At 50.7% G+C, this 16,036-nt stretch carries 19 protein-coding genes; 7 read left to right on the forward strand and 12 right to left on the reverse strand.

The window, feature by feature from the left end; translation table 11 throughout:
• Window positions 1–179 precede the first annotated feature (179 nt).
• Both BLT35_RS17920 and BLT35_RS17925 read left to right on the forward strand, forming a co-directional pair.
• Entirely contained in the window at window positions 180–371 is a 192-nt protein-coding gene (locus tag BLT35_RS17920; protein WP_054819842.1) for a hypothetical protein, read from the forward strand.
• Window positions 372–498: 127 nt separating this feature from the next.
• Window positions 499–1,440 carry an aldo/keto reductase family protein gene (locus BLT35_RS17925; protein ID WP_074729257.1) on the forward strand — a complete coding sequence of 314 codons (942 nt, stop codon included), beginning with the start codon at window positions 499–501 and terminating at the stop codon, window positions 1,438–1,440.
• 80 nt (window positions 1,441–1,520) lie between these two features.
• Here the strand turns inward: BLT35_RS17925 and BLT35_RS17930 are convergent, their stop codons facing one another.
• The gene (locus tag BLT35_RS17930; protein WP_062408362.1) at window positions 1,521–2,201 is read right to left on the reverse strand and encodes an SOS response-associated peptidase; all 681 of its coding nucleotides are present in this window, start codon (window positions 2,199–2,201) and stop codon (window positions 1,521–1,523) included.
• 193 nt (window positions 2,202–2,394) lie between these two features.
• Between BLT35_RS17930 and BLT35_RS17935 the strand changes: the two genes are divergently transcribed.
• Window positions 2,395–3,264, forward strand: a complete 870-nt coding sequence (locus BLT35_RS17935) for an aldose epimerase family protein (RefSeq protein WP_062408363.1) — start codon at window positions 2,395–2,397, stop codon at window positions 3,262–3,264.
• A gap of 193 nt (window positions 3,265–3,457) precedes the next feature.
• Here the strand turns inward: BLT35_RS17935 and BLT35_RS17940 are convergent, their stop codons facing one another.
• Complete coding sequence (locus BLT35_RS17940) at window positions 3,458–4,177, reverse strand: NUDIX hydrolase (protein ID WP_254777602.1); 720 nt, start codon at window positions 4,175–4,177, stop codon at window positions 3,458–3,460.
• Between the two features lie 66 nt (window positions 4,178–4,243).
• On the opposite strand from BLT35_RS17940, the gene BLT35_RS17945 reads away from it, so the two are divergent.
• Entirely contained in the window at window positions 4,244–4,501 is a 258-nt protein-coding gene (locus BLT35_RS17945; RefSeq protein ID WP_054819838.1) for a DUF2533 family protein, read from the forward strand.
• A 70-nt stretch (window positions 4,502–4,571) separates the two neighbouring features.
• Here the strand turns inward: BLT35_RS17945 and BLT35_RS17950 are convergent, their stop codons facing one another.
• Window positions 4,572–5,144: a hypothetical protein gene (locus BLT35_RS17950; RefSeq protein WP_217634722.1), complete on the reverse strand. Its 573-nt coding sequence runs from the start codon at window positions 5,142–5,144 to the stop codon at window positions 4,572–4,574.
• 91 nt (window positions 5,145–5,235) lie between these two features.
• Here BLT35_RS17950 and BLT35_RS17955 point away from each other — a divergent pair, with 91 nt between their 5' ends.
• Window positions 5,236–5,805: a hypothetical protein gene (locus tag BLT35_RS17955; protein ID WP_062408365.1), complete on the forward strand. Its 570-nt coding sequence runs from the start codon at window positions 5,236–5,238 to the stop codon at window positions 5,803–5,805.
• Here the strand turns inward: BLT35_RS17955 and BLT35_RS17960 are convergent.
• The 3 genes from BLT35_RS17960 to BLT35_RS17970 form a co-directional block, all read right to left on the reverse strand.
• Window positions 5,802–6,575 (reverse strand): (S)-benzoin forming benzil reductase, encoded by a 774-nt coding sequence (locus tag BLT35_RS17960; RefSeq protein ID WP_062410913.1) that lies wholly within the window; start codon window positions 6,573–6,575, stop codon window positions 5,802–5,804. The genes BLT35_RS17955 and BLT35_RS17960 overlap by 4 nt on opposite strands.
• A gap of 74 nt (window positions 6,576–6,649) precedes the next feature.
• Window positions 6,650–7,174 (reverse strand): hypothetical protein, encoded by a 525-nt coding sequence (locus BLT35_RS17965; protein ID WP_062408366.1) that lies wholly within the window; start codon window positions 7,172–7,174, stop codon window positions 6,650–6,652.
• Window positions 7,175–7,381: 207 nt separating this feature from the next.
• Window positions 7,382–7,756: a helix-turn-helix domain-containing protein gene (locus tag BLT35_RS17970; RefSeq protein WP_062408367.1), complete on the reverse strand. Its 375-nt coding sequence runs from the start codon at window positions 7,754–7,756 to the stop codon at window positions 7,382–7,384.
• A gap of 360 nt (window positions 7,757–8,116) precedes the next feature.
• Between BLT35_RS17970 and BLT35_RS17980 the strand changes: the two genes are divergently transcribed.
• On the forward strand, window positions 8,117–9,043 hold the full coding sequence (locus tag BLT35_RS17980; RefSeq protein ID WP_074729261.1) for a DMT family transporter: 927 nt from the start codon (window positions 8,117–8,119) through the stop codon (window positions 9,041–9,043).
• Entirely contained in the window at window positions 9,043–9,957 is a 915-nt protein-coding gene (locus BLT35_RS17985) for a DMT family transporter (protein ID WP_054819833.1), read from the forward strand. The genes BLT35_RS17980 and BLT35_RS17985 overlap by 1 nt, the downstream gene beginning before the upstream one ends.
• Window positions 9,958–10,012: 55 nt before the next feature.
• Here the strand turns inward: BLT35_RS17985 and BLT35_RS17990 are convergent, their stop codons facing one another.
• The 6 genes from BLT35_RS17990 to BLT35_RS18015 form a co-directional block, all read right to left on the reverse strand.
• Window positions 10,013–10,495 carry a C40 family peptidase gene (locus tag BLT35_RS17990; protein WP_062408370.1) on the reverse strand — a complete coding sequence of 161 codons (483 nt, stop codon included), beginning with the start codon at window positions 10,493–10,495 and terminating at the stop codon, window positions 10,013–10,015.
• Window positions 10,496–10,661: 166 nt separating this feature from the next.
• Window positions 10,662–12,023, reverse strand: a complete 1,362-nt coding sequence (locus BLT35_RS17995) for a sensor histidine kinase (RefSeq protein ID WP_062408371.1) — start codon at window positions 12,021–12,023, stop codon at window positions 10,662–10,664.
• Complete coding sequence (locus BLT35_RS18000; protein WP_062410914.1) at window positions 12,020–12,709, reverse strand: response regulator transcription factor; 690 nt, start codon at window positions 12,707–12,709, stop codon at window positions 12,020–12,022. The genes BLT35_RS17995 and BLT35_RS18000 overlap by 4 nt, the downstream gene beginning before the upstream one ends.
• Window positions 12,710–12,810: 101 nt before the next feature.
• Complete coding sequence (locus BLT35_RS18005) at window positions 12,811–13,359, reverse strand: hypothetical protein (RefSeq protein ID WP_235594287.1); 549 nt, start codon at window positions 13,357–13,359, stop codon at window positions 12,811–12,813.
• A complete protein-coding gene (locus tag BLT35_RS18010) occupies window positions 13,359–13,655 on the reverse strand; it encodes a hypothetical protein (protein WP_074729263.1) in 297 nt (98 codons plus the stop codon). Before BLT35_RS18010 ends, BLT35_RS18005 begins: the two co-directional genes overlap by 1 nt.
• 76 nt (window positions 13,656–13,731) lie before the next feature.
• Window positions 13,732–16,035: a thiamine pyrophosphate-dependent enzyme gene (locus tag BLT35_RS18015; protein ID WP_062408373.1), complete on the reverse strand. Its 2,304-nt coding sequence runs from the start codon at window positions 16,033–16,035 to the stop codon at window positions 13,732–13,734.
• Window position 16,036 lies beyond the last annotated feature (1 nt).

Raw genomic sequence — 16,036 nt, forward strand, 5'->3', positions numbered from 1 at the left:
TCGCTCCTTATCGCAGCTTATCTCTGCAATTATAACACACCGTGGAAACCGCCGCATTCGGCCCTTATATAGTTTACATAATAAATAATATGTAAACTAATTTATTCCTTCTTCCATCCGTTCACTCCATCTGCTACCATGGAGCTTGTAAAACATGATGAACCAAGGTGGGACATGCGATGAGAACAGAAGATCAAATCAGGAGAAAGCTGAATGAGTTTGTTATGCAAAGGAAGTCCCTTCAAAGCCGTCTCCAGGCTGCAGCGGATGACGCCAAGCCGGCGCTCCAATCCGAACTGAATCATCTTGAGGATCAAATCATGCTGCTCGAATGGGTATTGAACAAGCCGGTCGGAAGTTATCATATGTGAATCACCGGATTTACCGTCCTACTTACCCGAAAGTAACTTATACACACCTATTTCACTACTTATCATCTTCATTTCGTTCGTATATAATGGCATTGTTATAAAAATATGCGGTCAGGAGGTACGAAGAATGAAGTATCGGAAATTGGGTAGAAGCGGATTGAAAGTGAGCGAAATCAGTTTGGGCAGCTGGATGACGTACGGTGGATACGTGGAAAATGAAAAAGCGGTCCGTTCCATCGAGCAAGCCTACGATTTGGGCATAAACTTCTTCGATACGGCCAATGTATATGAACGCGGCGAAGCAGAGAAAGTAGTGGGACGAGTCCTCAAAGCGTACCCCCGGGAATCGTATGTGCTGGCCACCAAAGTGTTCTGGCCCATGGGTGAAGGACCGAATGACCGCGGCTTGTCACGCAAACATGTGATAGAACAGTGCCATGCCAGCTTGAAGCGCCTCGGTGTCGATTATGTTGACCTTTACTACTGCCACCGGTACGACCCGGAAACGCCGCTGGAAGAAACGCTGCGAGCGCTGGACGATCTGGTGACCCAAGGAAAAGTGCTCTATGTGGGCGTCAGTGAATGGACTGCGGCGCAAATGGTCGAAGCGCTCGGTATAGCAGATAAATATTTACTTGACCGAATCATCGTCAATCAGCCGGTATACAACATGTTTAACCGTTATATCGAAAAAGAAATCATCCCTACAGGCCTGGAAAAAGGGATCAGTCAAGTAGTCTTCTCCCCTCTTGCACAAGGACTGCTCACAGGTAAATACCGTCGGGGCCAGGCGATCCCCGCAGACAGCCGTGCAGCAAGCAAAGGCTGGGAGGAAGGCCGCATTCAAGAAAATCAGCTGCTGAAAGTGGAGCAGCTGGAATCTGTTGCCGCCGAGCTTGGCATCAAGGTTTCACAGCTGGCTTTGGCCTGGATCCTCAGGCAGGACAACGTGGCGAGCGCTCTGGTCGGAGCGAGCCGTCCGGAGCAAGTCGTGGAGAATTGCGGCGCTTCCGATGTCGTGCTTACGCAGGATGTGCTTGATCGGATAGAAACCATTTTGCAGGATTAGGAATGTCCGTCAGGAAACCAGCCTTACTGAACCGGTTAGCATATTCCGGCCGATAAGGCTGGTTTTTACAAGTCCGCATGTTATTTCTTGATCATCATGGCGTATTTGGCCGGAGGCTCTTCAAGCAACTCCTCCGCCCCTTCATCGCCCGGAAGGCTTCGAGTCGGTTCAAGGTAAGCCTGCATGTCATCGGGTGCATAAGGCTTGAGCAGACTTTGCAGATAGTCCGGCTCTCCGTTCATAGCGGGATCAAGCCATGCATCGATATCACGCTCATTTAAAATGGCGGGCATCCGTTCGTCGTATTCATAAACGAGCCGGTTCGATACCGAAGTGATGACCGTGCACGTACGATACTCGCCTCCCCGGGCGTCTTTCCAAACTTCATACAATCCGGCCATGCCGAACGCACGTTTGTCGTTCATTTCAATCCGGACCGGCTGCCTGGCTTTCCCTTTCCGCTTCCATACATAAAAACCGTTGCCTGGAATGACGCAGCGCTGGTTGGAAAACATTTTGCGGTAGGCCGGCTTCTCGTGAATCACGGCACTGTCGGCGTTAACGGCATCCTTGGCCCAGAACGGGACGAGTCCCCAGCGGTGCTCCTCCAGCTTCCGCCCCTCCCGCTCGGCGATAATGACGGAAACAGGTTGAGTCGGTACGTTGCGGAAGCGCGGTTGATAGGGAAACATCACTTGACCGATTTGAAAACGATGCGACAGCTCCGAAAGGTCTGTAGTTAATAGGAAACGATGGCACATGAAGAACACCTCTTATGGGTTTTAGTTCCAGTATCTTCATGTATAAGAAAATTATGCGGCGCGGCCGCAACAGGTTGGCGAGTTCAACGCTTCAATCCGAGTTGAGCCCCGATCATGACAGAATAAATGGATGAATTTGGGCAAATTAAATAAAGGGTAAAATACACTGCGTCATTTGAGAGGAGGAACAGCGATGTCTGTATACGAAATCCGTACCTATACGGATACTTACCCCATCTATGAATTAATCGAAACGAACACCCGTTCGTGGTTCAAGATCGCCCCTGAGCGGGGCGGGATCGTAATCAGCTACGGAACCAACGGCGAAGAGCTTCTGTATTTGGACAAAGCGACCTTCGACGACCCGAACGCCAATATTCGCGGCGGGATTCCGGTGCTGTTTCCCATTTCCGGACAGCTTACGGACGGTGCTTATGAATGGAATGGAAAGCGGTATACGATGAAAAATCACGGGGTGGCGCGCACCCATCCCTGGCAGATCGAGCAGACGAGCACGCAAGACGGCGCCGCTATCACTTTGACGTTAAAAAGCAGCGAAAGCACGCGGGATTCGTATCCTTTTGATTTTGAGCTGAGGTTCACGTACCGGTTAAAAAACGGAAAATTAACGATTGAGCAAGAATATCGTAACGAATCGGACGAAGCTATGCCGATGTATCCCGGCTTTCATCCGTACTTTGCGGCCACCCGCAAAGCCATTGCTTACGAAACCGACGCGAGCCGTTACTATGATTATAATGACGGAACGGAGAAGCCCTATGAGGGAAAAGCGATCGATTTGGACCGGCTGCCGGAATCTGTCGTATTCTTGAATCCCCAAAAGCGGGAAATTACGTTCAGCCCGACGGAGGATCGCCGCATCCGCATGACCTATGGAGACGACTTTAAGTATGTGGTCTTGTGGTCCGTGGCCGGCAAAGATTTCGTCTGCGTTGAGCCCTGGATGGCCAAGACGGATGAGCTGAATCGGAAGCAGGAGCTGGTTCTCGTTCCTCCGAGGGGAACCCACAAAACCTTCCTGACCATTGAACGCAATCAGTGATTAACCAGGGGCAGGTTGGGGTGGTCATCCGCATGAGCATGCCAGCTTAGGCAGGCTCCCGCCTGCCCTCTGCCGCCCGTTTAGTCAAGGATTAGATAGGATTCGAGGTTAACTAACGCGGTTTTGTCGAAAATATCAGATAATTTGAAATTATTTATCGACTCGTGCGCTTGCCCGGGAAATGAATCCTTGTTTATTTCCCGGCCTCCGGGGAAATTTCCTGCCGGTGCTTCTCAATGGCCTGCAGCAGCAATTTGTAATAAGCTTCCGGGTGCGGTACGAAATCTTTCCGGCTAACCGTTCGTTCCACGGATTGCATCCGGCCCCTCTTCCGCGGGTCAGGCGACACGCCTTGAACGGTTGCCTCAAAGTCCGGTTCCGATGCCAGCTGGCGTACGTCGGCAAGACGAATACGATACAAGCCCGTGACTTCCTCCTCCTGCAGGCGGTAGTCCGTCAAAGGCCGGCTGCACGGGTAAAGAAATACATGACAAAACTCACGGTCTATGAGCTTTTCGGAAATGCGGTCTTCCTCCGGGAAAATACCGCACGAAAACAGCTTTTCAAACGGTACGCTTAAACCGAGCTCCTCTTCGAGCTCACGGACACCATCCTCCACCCTTTCTCCGGCGAGCAAATGTCCCGCGCATGAAATATCGAGCAAGCCCGGAAACGTCTCTTTATCCGGATGCCGTTCTTGAAACAACAACGCCCCCTCCCCTTCCGCATCGTCCCATATCCAGCACTGGAAGGTTTGATGCCATAAGCCTTTGGCGTGTGCTTCCGCACGTGTTGCCGTTCCAATAAGATTCATCGTTTCATCAAAAATATCCAAACGTTCACCGGACTTGTTTGCGTTCATATCGGTTCGTTCCCTTTCCGTCTGATGCGGCGCCTGGACGAGGATTGCCATGACGCTTTATCCTATAGTAAGATGAAAACGATTATAACGTAATGATAGAAGGAGCTGCAATGATCAATGAACGTCCATGAAGCCATTACCAACCATACCCGGAAGCAGCATGCCCACCTTGAGCGGTTTATCGAGCTGGAGAATGAGCGGGAACGCGCCATTGAACAAGCGGTTGCGCAGTGTGCCGCAGGTCTGCCTTTCAGCGTAGAGCCGATCAACGCGGTAACGGCCCTTATTAACAGCCATGCTCAAAAAGGGATCTCCCCTACCCGGATCTTCGTGACCGAAGAAATGGTACGTGAATTCGTGAAGCGCAAAGGCTAAAATATACCGGAAACATAACGCCGGGGGCGAGTACGTAATTGGGTATCCGCGTTTAGCGATATGTTGATGATCAGGGCCATCCGCCCCGTTCATACATTTCATTCATATCCATCGCGAATTGAAGCCAATGTTCAAGAAGAGCCCCCATGTCGTCCATGTGACTCTCGTCAATTTTGCTTGCTGAGGTGAGCTTGATCCGATAGCTGCCATGAAGGACCTTGCTGTCGGATTCAAGAGATGGCGGAAACAGCTCTTCCAGCCGCTCATATCGAATGAGCCATCCCTGCCCCCACAAGCTCGATACATATTCATGGATGTCCCGCAAGTGCTCCGAGAGCTCGGCCGGCATATCCAGTTGAAGCTCCAGCCCGGCTCCCGGGCGCTCCCCCGCTGCATGAAGTCCGCGCAGCTCCCCGGCAAAATCCGTTAATCCGCTATGTAGTGCAATGGTTGTCATAAAGCCGTCTCTGCCGCACTGCAGTACAAATTTCATCCGAAATGTTCGCCCCATCTTCGCCAAATCGACCAAATCTTCTCTTCCGACGACCCTGATCTTTCCTTCGGCGTCCAGATCGTATAAATGGCCTTCCAATACAACCTTCAAATTATCGTATATGGTTGGATCAAACAAAACCGTAAGCACCTCTCTTTTTTTCCGGCTTTTATGGAATAAATAGCTGCATTCTGTTGAAACTAGAATCGTTCCTATCCTGTCCTCAAAGGAGAGATTTTGCTTGAAACGCATAGCATCCCTGTTCATTACCGCATGCATCCTGCTCATTTGGCCTGCCTTTCCGTCTGCCGCGCAACCGGATTTGAGCAAGCTGCGGTTGCCCCACAAAAAGGTCGGTTCATACCAGGAGCTGATCCGTTCCGCAGACGTGATCGTATTCGGCCGCTTCGGCACCCGTACGGCTTCCTATCCTACCGGTGTCCCGATAGGATCGGGCCAGCTGGTCAATTATGTCCAGCCGCTGCGCGTGCTGCAAACCCTCAAAGGCCCGGCACAGCCTTCGGTCTCCGTGCTGACAGACGGCGTTGAGCCGCTGCCGAAGCCATCGGATCCATTGAATCTTACTTACACCGGACCGTTGGCTGAAGGGGAATACCTATGTTTTCTGCATAAGGTGCCCGGTACGAACCTATATTCGCTTATCGGCCCATGGCAGGGCCTGTACCCGGTACGGGACGGTAAACTGATTTCCTTACAGGAAGGCGGATTTCAACACTTCATGGGATTAACGGTCCCGAATGTGAAGAAGGTGGTGGATGATGTCGCAGCACAGCGCACCGGCGTGAATTAACGCGCCGGACCGGAATAATTGCGGACATCAATCACGTCCCCCTGGCCAAAGCCTCCTTTATCCAGTATGGATATAATCCGCTCGGCAGCTTCATCCGGCAAATATAATTTCCCGGATGCTTTCAACCCGATGAAACGGCCCACTTCCGGAAAACGTTGGGGGGCAGTCTTGCGAATTTGTTCCTGCATTCTGGTATCGACAACGCCCGGCGCTATGGAAACCAGCTTTACCGCACCTGGGACGTCCCCTTGCTCTTGTCCCGCGCACCGCGTCATCATATCGATCCCCGCTTTGGCCGTACAATAGGCACTCCAGCCGGAATACGGTTTTTTCCCCGCGCCGGAAGAGATGTTTACCACGGTTTTGGAAACGGTAACCGGCCAGGAGCCTGTCGCCCGGATAAACGCCGAAGTCAGCAGCATCGGAGCCAGCAGATTGATATGCAGATGGTCCGTCAGCTCCTCTGATCCGGCTTGTTCCAGCGGCATGATCGGATTCAGTACCCCTGCATTGTTTACCAAGGTGACGCTGGAAAGCTGCGATACATCGATCATGCCCATGATCCGTTCCATGAACGGCACAAGGTTTGGCGTCTCCCTTAAATCACAAAGATACTCTGTCAGAATAGCCCCTTTTTCTTTGGCATATTCGGTCAATGACTCATTAAGCGTCCGGGAGACCGATATCACCGAACGACCGGAGGCCAACAAACGTTTAGCCAGCGCTTCCCCAAGTCCGGAAGTGGTGCCGGTAATGATATACAATTGCATGGCGGCTTGATCTTTCCTTTCCTTAAGTATAGAAACACAAAAAATCCCCTTTTCGGGGATGCTGGCAATAACCGTTACGGCTTCATCCAATCGTCCGCCGTAATCCCGTCTTCCACTGCGAATTCGAAGTCGTACACATCGTAAACCTGTACCGGAATTTCGGCTTGAATGATTTTTTCCATCAGCTCAATTTGATCCGTCAGCACGGGTGCCTTTTCACGCAAAGAAGTAAGAACAATCTCCGTTTCGATCGGATCCAGGGCCTCGCCGTACTGCGCATTCTCAATCGAGTGAACGACGATAAAGGTCACCCGCTCGTTCACCGGAATCGGCGGACTGCTGCGCCAAGGCGCCTGAAGCGCGCGTTCGAGCTTTTTCTTATTAAACGGATCGTCAAAAAAGGCAATCAGCTCTCCGATTTTCTCTTTCACATGCGCATCGTCATCCGCCTCCGGCATCACCGGCTCCTTGCTGTCTTTCATTTCATATAGCTCCAATATACTTGAGTATGGGATTAAATATTCCACCGGCCGAGACGGTACCATTAACTCGCCGTAAATGGCTACCAGGACCGCTTCGATGACAAAGCGTCGGGACATGCTGCATTCCCCCTTTCTGTATGCATCCGTACGTTCTTGTCCCCTCCTTAATGTGATATCATAAATAGTTGGAAAAGTCCAATGAGGATGAACCCCATAAAGCCCCGTGCTTCATAATGGAAGCCGCGGGGCTTAGCGATTTGTCATGGATGAACCTGTTGTTTTCGGCGTTGTCGTGCTGCACCAGCGGGAGTTCGGAAACAGCTCCTATTCATGATTACGGATGTAATTCTGAGGCGACGTACCTACAATCGATTTAAAATCACGGATAAAATGCGATTGATCGTAATAGCCTAATTCCGAGGACAGTTCAAGCCAATCCGGAGGGTCGCCTTGTTCCATCCGCTCCGCAGCATCATGCAGCCGATAGCGCCGGATGACCCACTTGGGGCTTACCCCCACATACCGATCAAATAATCGTTGGAGCGTTCGTTTATGCAGACCGGTTTGCCGCACCGCATCTTCCACTTTGATCAGGGTTCGGTCCTCCCGAATCGCGCTCGCAATGTCATTGACCAGCCCAACGTTCGGATCCGGCTCAGGCAGCCGCTCGAATATAAACGATTCCACGAGATTTACCATTCACTGCGCATCATCACGCTCAAGGATTTCCTCTTCTAACGGTTTGCTGTTTAGGCCAAATACATTCTGAAAGCCGACGGAGCTATGAAGACACCAAATCACATTGGCCCATGATATTGAGCAATATTAAGACATACGCTGAAACGGGCAAGACTATTGACTTTGGATTTTAATATTTAATGTTATTCATCTTCTAATGCCGCCTGATTATGGTGGCATTTTTCGTTTTTGCTTAAATTTAGGATCGATCTTTTCATATTTATAGAAGGAAGTGCTAGTGAGAATGAGCTGAATGGTGATATAATAGAAAAACGTTTTTCTGAAAAAGGATCGTCGTCTGAGAAAGGAGCTGAACTTCGAATGGTGAAAACCTTGTGGAAATCGCCATACATACTGCTTATCATCGCGACTTGCTTTTGGGGCGGTAATTTTGTTGTAGGCAAAACGCTCGTAACCGAGGTTCCTCCTTTTTTGCTGGCGCTAATGCGGTGGATCTTGGCCCTGCTCGTGATCCTCCCGTTCTGGGGGGCGGAATGCTGGAGATACCGCAAGCAGATTATGCGAAAATGGCGGATGACGCTGTTCCTTTCGCTCACAGGTATTGCCGGGTTCAATACATTAACCTATATTGCCGTACAATACACAGGCTCCATTAATGCATCGCTGATGAATGCGGCGACGCCTATGATGATCGTCGTCATTTCGTTGTTCATGCTGAAGGAACGAATTAACTGGAGCGTGCTTCCCGCGATTCTGCTCTCCCTGTTCGGCGTAATCTGGATCATTTCGCGCGGCAGTTGGTCGGCGATCGCAGGCCTCTCTTTTAACCGCGGCGATTTGTGGATGCTGGCTGCCATAGGTTGTTGGGCGCTCTACTCCGTAGGTATGAAAAAGTTTGCAGGCGAGCTGCCTGTGCATGCTTTGTTCGTGGCCACGCTGGTGATGGCATTGATCGTCCTTGTTCCTAGCTCGGTTGCAGAATGGATGATCCGCGGTTCCGAGATCGAGTGGACGGCCGGGCTTGTCTCCGGCGTGGTATTTATCGGTATTTTTCCTTCCCTGTTATCCTTTACGGCATGGAATGCGGCGATCGCCATGATTGGTCCGTCGCGCTGCTCCGGCTTTTTGAACCTGATTCCGCTGTTCAGTGCGATCTTTGCTAAGTTTTTCGCCGGAGAATCGATTCGTGCGTACCATCTGATCGGAGCCGTATTGATTATTACCGGTGTGTACTTTATGAACCGTCGGTTAAAACCGTCGTCTAAACGAATGGAGATTACAGCCTGATGAATGCCAAACCGAATGTACCTATGGCTTTACCGCTGCTGCTGCTCATCGGTATCGTGGCTATTTCTTTTTCGTCTATATTCGTGCGGTGGTCGAACGCGCCGGTATCCGTCACCGCTATGTACCGGCTCGTCCTAACTACTCTGCTCATGCTTCCTTTCTTATGGAAATATCGTGAAGAGATTCGCCGAATCTCGATTCGGGATTGGTTGGGGCTGGCTTTATCGGGGCTTGCGCTTGGGCTGCACTTTTTATTGTGGATGGGCTCGCTTAAGCTGACAACGGTAGCAAGCTCCACGGCCATTCTCGCCCTGGAGCCGGTTTTCGTCCTGATCGGAGCCTGCCTCTTCTTGAAGCAGCGGACCAACACGTTTGCAGTGATCAGCATGCTGATCGCAATCACCGGAGCCATCCTGATCGGCTACGGTGATTGGGGACTCACCGGGCCGGCGCTGCTTGGAGATCTGCTTTCACTTCTCGGCACCATCGCCGTCGCCATACATATGCTTATGGGCAAAAGCCTGTTGAACCGGGTTCCCGCTTTTCTCTACAGCTTCTTCGTGTTTGCCTTTGCTGCGGCGGTTCTTGCCGTCTACAATCTGGGACTTGGATTTAGCTTTACGGACTACGATGCGAAGGAATGGGGAATTTTCCTGCTGATGGCTGTCGTCCCCACCTTGTTCGGCCATTATCTGTTTAATTGGCTGCTCAAGTTTATGCGTCCGGAATCCGTATCGATGAGCGTACTCGGCGAGCCGCTCGGAGCTACCGTTCTTGCTTATCTGCTGCTGGGCGAAACTGTTACCTGGCTGCAGGCGGCCGCGGGAGTCCTGCTGCTGTTGGGCGTTTGGCTGTTTCTTCTTTCGAATGAAAAGCAGAACTCCCCTGAATTGCTTCATTCTCAAGTCAATTAAACAAAATGAAAACCTCCTTTGTCCGCAGACAAAAGGAGGTTTCAGTCGTTTCCGATTAAGAAACGCGACGCGCGGTCGTGTAATTTTTCTTCCACCAACCACTATTCAGATCGGAGATCGTCACTCCGGGCTTGCCATATGTGTGTATAAATTTACCATTGCCAATGTAAATTCCGACGTGGTGGATCGGTTTATAGAAGAAGACGAGATCGCCTGGCTTCAACTGGCTTTTCGGCACATACTTGCCGACCTTGGATTGGGCTTTGGAAGTACGCGGGAGCGTAATTCCATGCTTTGCAAACACGGTCTTCACAAAGGAAGAGCAGTCAAAAGTTCGGGTTTGGCCCATCTTTGCACCAAACTCGTAAGGCGTACCCAGATATTTTTGGCTTGTGGAAATAATGCTCTGTGCTTTCGATGCGGATACAGCTTCAACGGTGTTTACAGGTCCAGCCAATATACCGGTCGTAAGCAGCGCAGCGCTTAAGCTGACTGACATCATAAGACGTCCCCAGCGTTTTCCCATCAGGTTGTTCATCTGTAACGTCCTCCTTGAGTAAGTTGTGGCTGCTTGGCCATAACCTACTATAGCACAGATGAAAATCAGGGATATTTTCCCAAAGTTAGGCGATTCCTTGCTATGACTGGCTTTAGGCTTGATTATTAGAATTCAATGAGAATTCTCTCATGGTCTGCTCAGATTATTACGCTTCCTTTTCCTTCTTTAGCAGAGTTATGGTAACGGTCATCCCCTTCCCTTCGTCGCTGTCCAGCCGGATCGTACCCTGGTTCTGTTCTACGATCCGTTTGGCGATCGCAAGTCCGAGGCCCGATCCTCCCGTGCCCCGTCCTCGCGCTTTATCCACTCGGTAAAAACGCTCGAACAGCTGACCAAGCTCCCGCCGCGGAACCCCGATCCCCTCGTCCTTCACTTGCAATATAACCGTATTGGCTTCTTCTTTGCACACGATCGTTACAGGCTTTTTACTGTATTTAATCGCATTATCCAGAAGAATAATCAGCAGCTGCTTGATTTTTTCCTCGTCTGCCATGCAATAAAGCTCCTTGGAGGCGGATTCCACCCTAATCTCCCGCTTGAACGCAAGGCTCAGCTGTTCGGCTGTCGCATCAATCAAAGGCTTCAAATTGATATTGCGCAGCCGGATCTCGGGTTGACGTTCGATCTCCGCCATATGCAGCAGGGAGTCGATCAGACCTTTCAGACGGACGGTTTCCGAATGAATGGCGTCCAACGCTTCTTGACGAAGGGTCGGATCTTCTCCTCCCCACCGCCGAAGCAAAGACGTATAGCTTTCAATGACGGTCAGCGGCGTTCTCAGTTCATGGGAGGCATCGGAAACGAATTGTTTTTGCTTCAGGTCGTTTTCCTGCAGACTAAGGATCATTTGGTTGAAGGTTTTGCCCAGTCTTCCAAGCTCGTCATTTTTTGTTGTAAATTGTGAGCTTAGTTGAATGAACTGGCCCTTACTGCGGACGGTGTTCATCGTCTCGAGCAGCTGCCGGATCGGCCGTATGATGACCCGGGTGTAAAATACCCCTCCTACCAATGAAAACAGGAGGACGCTAACCGTGGTCACCATGAGCCCGGTAGCCAAGATTTCCATAAAATCTCCCAAGACGTCGAGCGCCTTTCCCAATTCCAGCAGCCCGATTTGAACGCCATTCTCTATAATAGGTACTTGTATGAACAACAACTGGTCAAGGCCGTTTTCAACGGTAAAATGGTAATCAGTCCGATAAACCGGCGGATGGGTTGCAAGCTGTTCGTTGGAAACGCTTTGGGCAGCGATGGCACCGGTTGGAGTGATAATCCGAATAAGTGAATCGGGGTCTTGAAACTCTTTGAGAAGATGTGGATTCGACCAATTTTCCGGAATTTTTATTTCAGGATTGCGGAGAATGATTTGCGCCTTGTTCCAAAGAAGCTCCACCTCGGCATCTGTGATTTTCTTCAGAATATAAAAATAAATAAAGTAATTAAAAAACAGCACGATCAACAGTATCCAGGCTCCGGTCATCAAAATCAATCTTGTGCGGAGACTCATGGCTCAGGCACCGTCAATTCATATCCGATGCCTCGCGCTGTTCGAATCAGCTTAGGCTGGTAGCCTTTATCGATTTTTTGGCGCAGATAGCGGATATATACGTCTACAATGTTCGTATCCCCGACAAAATCATATCCCCAGACATCGGACAAGATTTGCTCCCGGCTGACCACATATCCTTTGTGCTCGATCAAATATTGAAGAAGATCAAATTCCTTGGGGGTAAGCTCAATGGCGTTGCCGCCGCGCGTGACCTTACGCGCTACCAGGTCCACCTGCAAATCATCGACTTCCAGCACATTGCCCGAAGGCTTGGGATGACTTGTCATCTGAATGAGATTGCGGATTCGGGCAAGCAGTTCTTCGATGGCGAACGGTTTGGTGACATAATCATTCGCGCCTTGTTCAAAACCGCTGACAACATCCGGTGTGGCGTCTCTGGCCGTCAACAAAATAACGGGAACGCTCTGATCCGCCTGACGGATCCGTCGCAGCACCTCCAGCCCGTTCCACTCGGGAAGCATCACATCCAGCAGGATGAGGCTCCAGGAGTCTTCCAAAGCCAGTTTTACTCCCTCCTTGCCATCAAATGCGGTACCGACCCGGTATCCCTCATGCTCCAACTCCAGTCTCAATACCCGCGATATATGCTCATCATCTTCAATAATAAGAATGGAATCGGCCATACGTTCTCCATTGTTCTCGTCGTTTGGTTTCATCATGTCCAAGCGGTTCATTCTTTATTCCGCTCCGGCAAAAAAAAGAGCAATGATCCGCCTCTTAGCGGTCATTGCTCTTTTCCTGCGGATTCGGCCCGTTCACTGCCGAAAGCCATGATGACATGCTGAATTTTTTGCAGGCGAATATATTCGTTATTTTTCAAATCCGTTCGAAAATAAGCAAACATATAAGCGCCTTCCAGGAACGACAGGCCGGGATAACAGATTAAATCCGAGTTGGTATAGGGATTATCGAGAATAATCTGCCATTCTCCATCCCGTTGATCTGCCGGGACGGTTTCGAGAACCGTTTGCTTATAGGTGACGATAAGCTCATATTCATCCCAAATCTGCGCCCAAGCGGGACTGAATAGCTGCGGCTGCGGAAAAAGCTTCTTGGCCAATGTTACCAGACGGCGCATGTTCGCCATGTCGTTATCCTCGCAACGCTTCAACCGTTCGCGAAATCCATCGATAAACAGCCGAAATGACGTAAATCCGCCCTTTCGAATGGTGTCCTGAAAGGTGTTCAGTTCAGTCTCCGTGGTTGCGGCTTCAAATAAATCAAAAAGATTCGTATTCATCAGCTTTTTATTCCCCGTTCTTTGCGTCATCATTAGGCATCCCATGCGGAATGGACGGTCATATTCCCTTCCGGATCTAAACAAAGCCTGCGGGAAGGATCATTTTTCAGCTTTACATTAAAAAGCTTTAACCGGCCTTCGTTAACAGGCAGAAGCTGCCACAAGTCAAGATCGTCACGGCCGGTCATGGATAAGAAATCATCCTTTTCCCGTTCTGCCGCGCTCTCGTCATCCCAATGCTTGGCGCCGTAATAATCCAGATCATAGTTGTTTTTTTGAATGCAGGCTGCAATCTCGCCGGATTGGGTATGCCGAAGGACATATAGCAACGGACATCCCTCCATATTTATGGGATAAAAAGAAAAGCGCAAGCTCAATGAAGAGTTTGCGCCCTGAGCATGTGCCTTACAAGTAAGGATTTTCGTGCTTCGCCTTCAGACGGCTCCAGCGGCGTTCCACTTCGTTCTCGAACGATTGAAGCGCTTCGGCGTATTCGGGCTTGGTCAGGTGCTTCGTTTTGCCCATATTTTTGAGCCACTCGCCAACCGGAATCCGCTTGTTTTTCTCTTCCGGGTTGTACGTAATCGTCGTCACTCCGTTCTCTACTTCGTAGAGAGGGAAGAAACAGGAATTCACGGCCTGATCGATCAGCGTTTGACCGATTTGTTCCTCAGACAGCCAGTTGAGCGGACAGGTGATCAGGATTTTGCCGTATACCAATCCTTCATTCTGTGCATAATATTGCGCCTTAGCCGCTTTCTTCAGCAGATCCTGCGGGTTGGCTTCCGAACCGGTAAATACATAAGGAATATTGGTCGCCGCCATAATTTGCGGAGTATCCTTATGGTGGAACAGCTTGCCTCCTTGATGCTTGCCGACATTGGACGTAGACGTCCGATGTCCCAGTGGCGTAGAGTAGGACAGCTGAGCTCCCGTATTCATATATCCTTCATTATCGTATTCAAGAATGATCATTTTATGATTGCGCAGCGCGGCGCCGATCGCAGGTCCCATCCCGATATCCATACCGCCGTCCCCGGTGATCATAACGAATGTGAAATCGTCCGGAAGGTTCAAATACTCCAGCTCGCCGCGGCGTTTACGCTCCCAGAACATTTCCACCACGCCGGACAGCGTTGCCGCACCGCTCTGGAACAGGTTGTGGATATACGTCGCTTTGTGGGAGGAATAAGGATATCCTGTCGTAACAACCATCGCGCAGCCTGTATGGAACAAGGCTACGATATCGCCTTCAATCCCTTTGAAAAACAGTTCGAGACCGGAGAAAATACCGCATCCCGGACAGGCCCCATGGCCGGGAGCAAGACGCTTGGGCTTTTTCGTCAGCTGACGGATCGGAGGCACTTTGACTTTGAGCTGTCCCGTTTCTTCGTCTTTGTTGACGGTAATCAGGCCCGTTTTGAGATCCTCATACTTCATCGGCTCAAGAACACGTCTGGGCTTGTTGTTAGGATCGCCGGGCGTATGTCCGTAATAATCGAACGGCACGTCGACACGGCCCTTCTTCACCGCCTCGATGGCGAGCTCGAAGAACGCATGGCCGTCTTCGGCATAGAAATCTTTGCCGCCGAGTCCGTATATACGGCTGATGACCATCGTATCGCGGTTGCCGTGCGTGAAAAGCGCCGCCCTGATCTCCAGCGACATATTGCCGCCGTAAGCTCCGTAGGAATCGGCGCGGTCGCCGACCGTCACGGCTTTGACGTTTTTAAGCGCCTCCGCAATTTGCTTCTGCGGGAACGGGCGAATCATGTTCGGTGCAATCGACCCCGCTTTGATGCCTTGGGCGCGCAGCTGGTCGACAACGTCTTTAATAATTTCCGACGACGAGTTCATCAGGAACACGGCCACTTCCGCGTCTTCCATCCGGTAAAGGTCGAGGATCGGGTAATCGCGGCCCGTCAAGATTCTGTATTCTTTTCGGATACGGTCGAATACCTCTCCTGCTCTGTACATCGCCTCGGATTGCTGGTAACAGTTATTGATGTAGTCCGGCTCGTTCATGTAAGGCCCGACGGTAATCGGATTATTCCGGTCAAGCACGTGCGGGAACTGCTTCGGCTGCTCCCCGATAAAGGCATGAACATCGCTCTTATGTGCGAAGGTTTGTACGCGGCGCTTCTGATGAGAAGTAAAGTAACCATCGGAGGCTACGATAACCGGAAGACGGACATCCGGATCTTCCGCCAGCTTGATTGCCATGATATTCATATCGTAAACGGCTTGCGGATCGCGGCACATCAGGATCGGCCAGCCGGTATTCAGCGCGTAGTACAAATCGGAATGGTCGCCGTGTATATTCAAGGGTCCCGATACGGAACGGCAAACCAGATTCATCACCATCGGAAAACGCGTTCCGGATTGAACCGGCATCTGCTCCAGCATGTATAGATAGCCGTTAGCGCTGGTTGCATTGAATACGCGTCCGCCTGCGGTGGAGGCCCCGTAACAAATCCCTGCGGACCCATGCTCTCCGTCTGCCGGAATGAGTTTGATGTCATGCTGGCCGTTAGCCTTCATCAAGTCAAGGAATTGCGCTACTTCGGTGGACGGGGAAATGGGAAAGTACCCCATCACATGATAGTTGATCTGGTGAGCGGCATAAGCGGCCATTTCGTTACCGGACTCATATACCATCCGCTGCTCTACCGTTCCTTGGCTGACCTCTTTATTGATTTCAATTGCCATA

The organism is Paenibacillus naphthalenovorans (assembly GCF_900099895.1).
Taxonomy (GTDB): domain Bacteria; phylum Bacillota; class Bacilli; order Paenibacillales; family NBRC-103111; genus Paenibacillus_G; species Paenibacillus_G naphthalenovorans.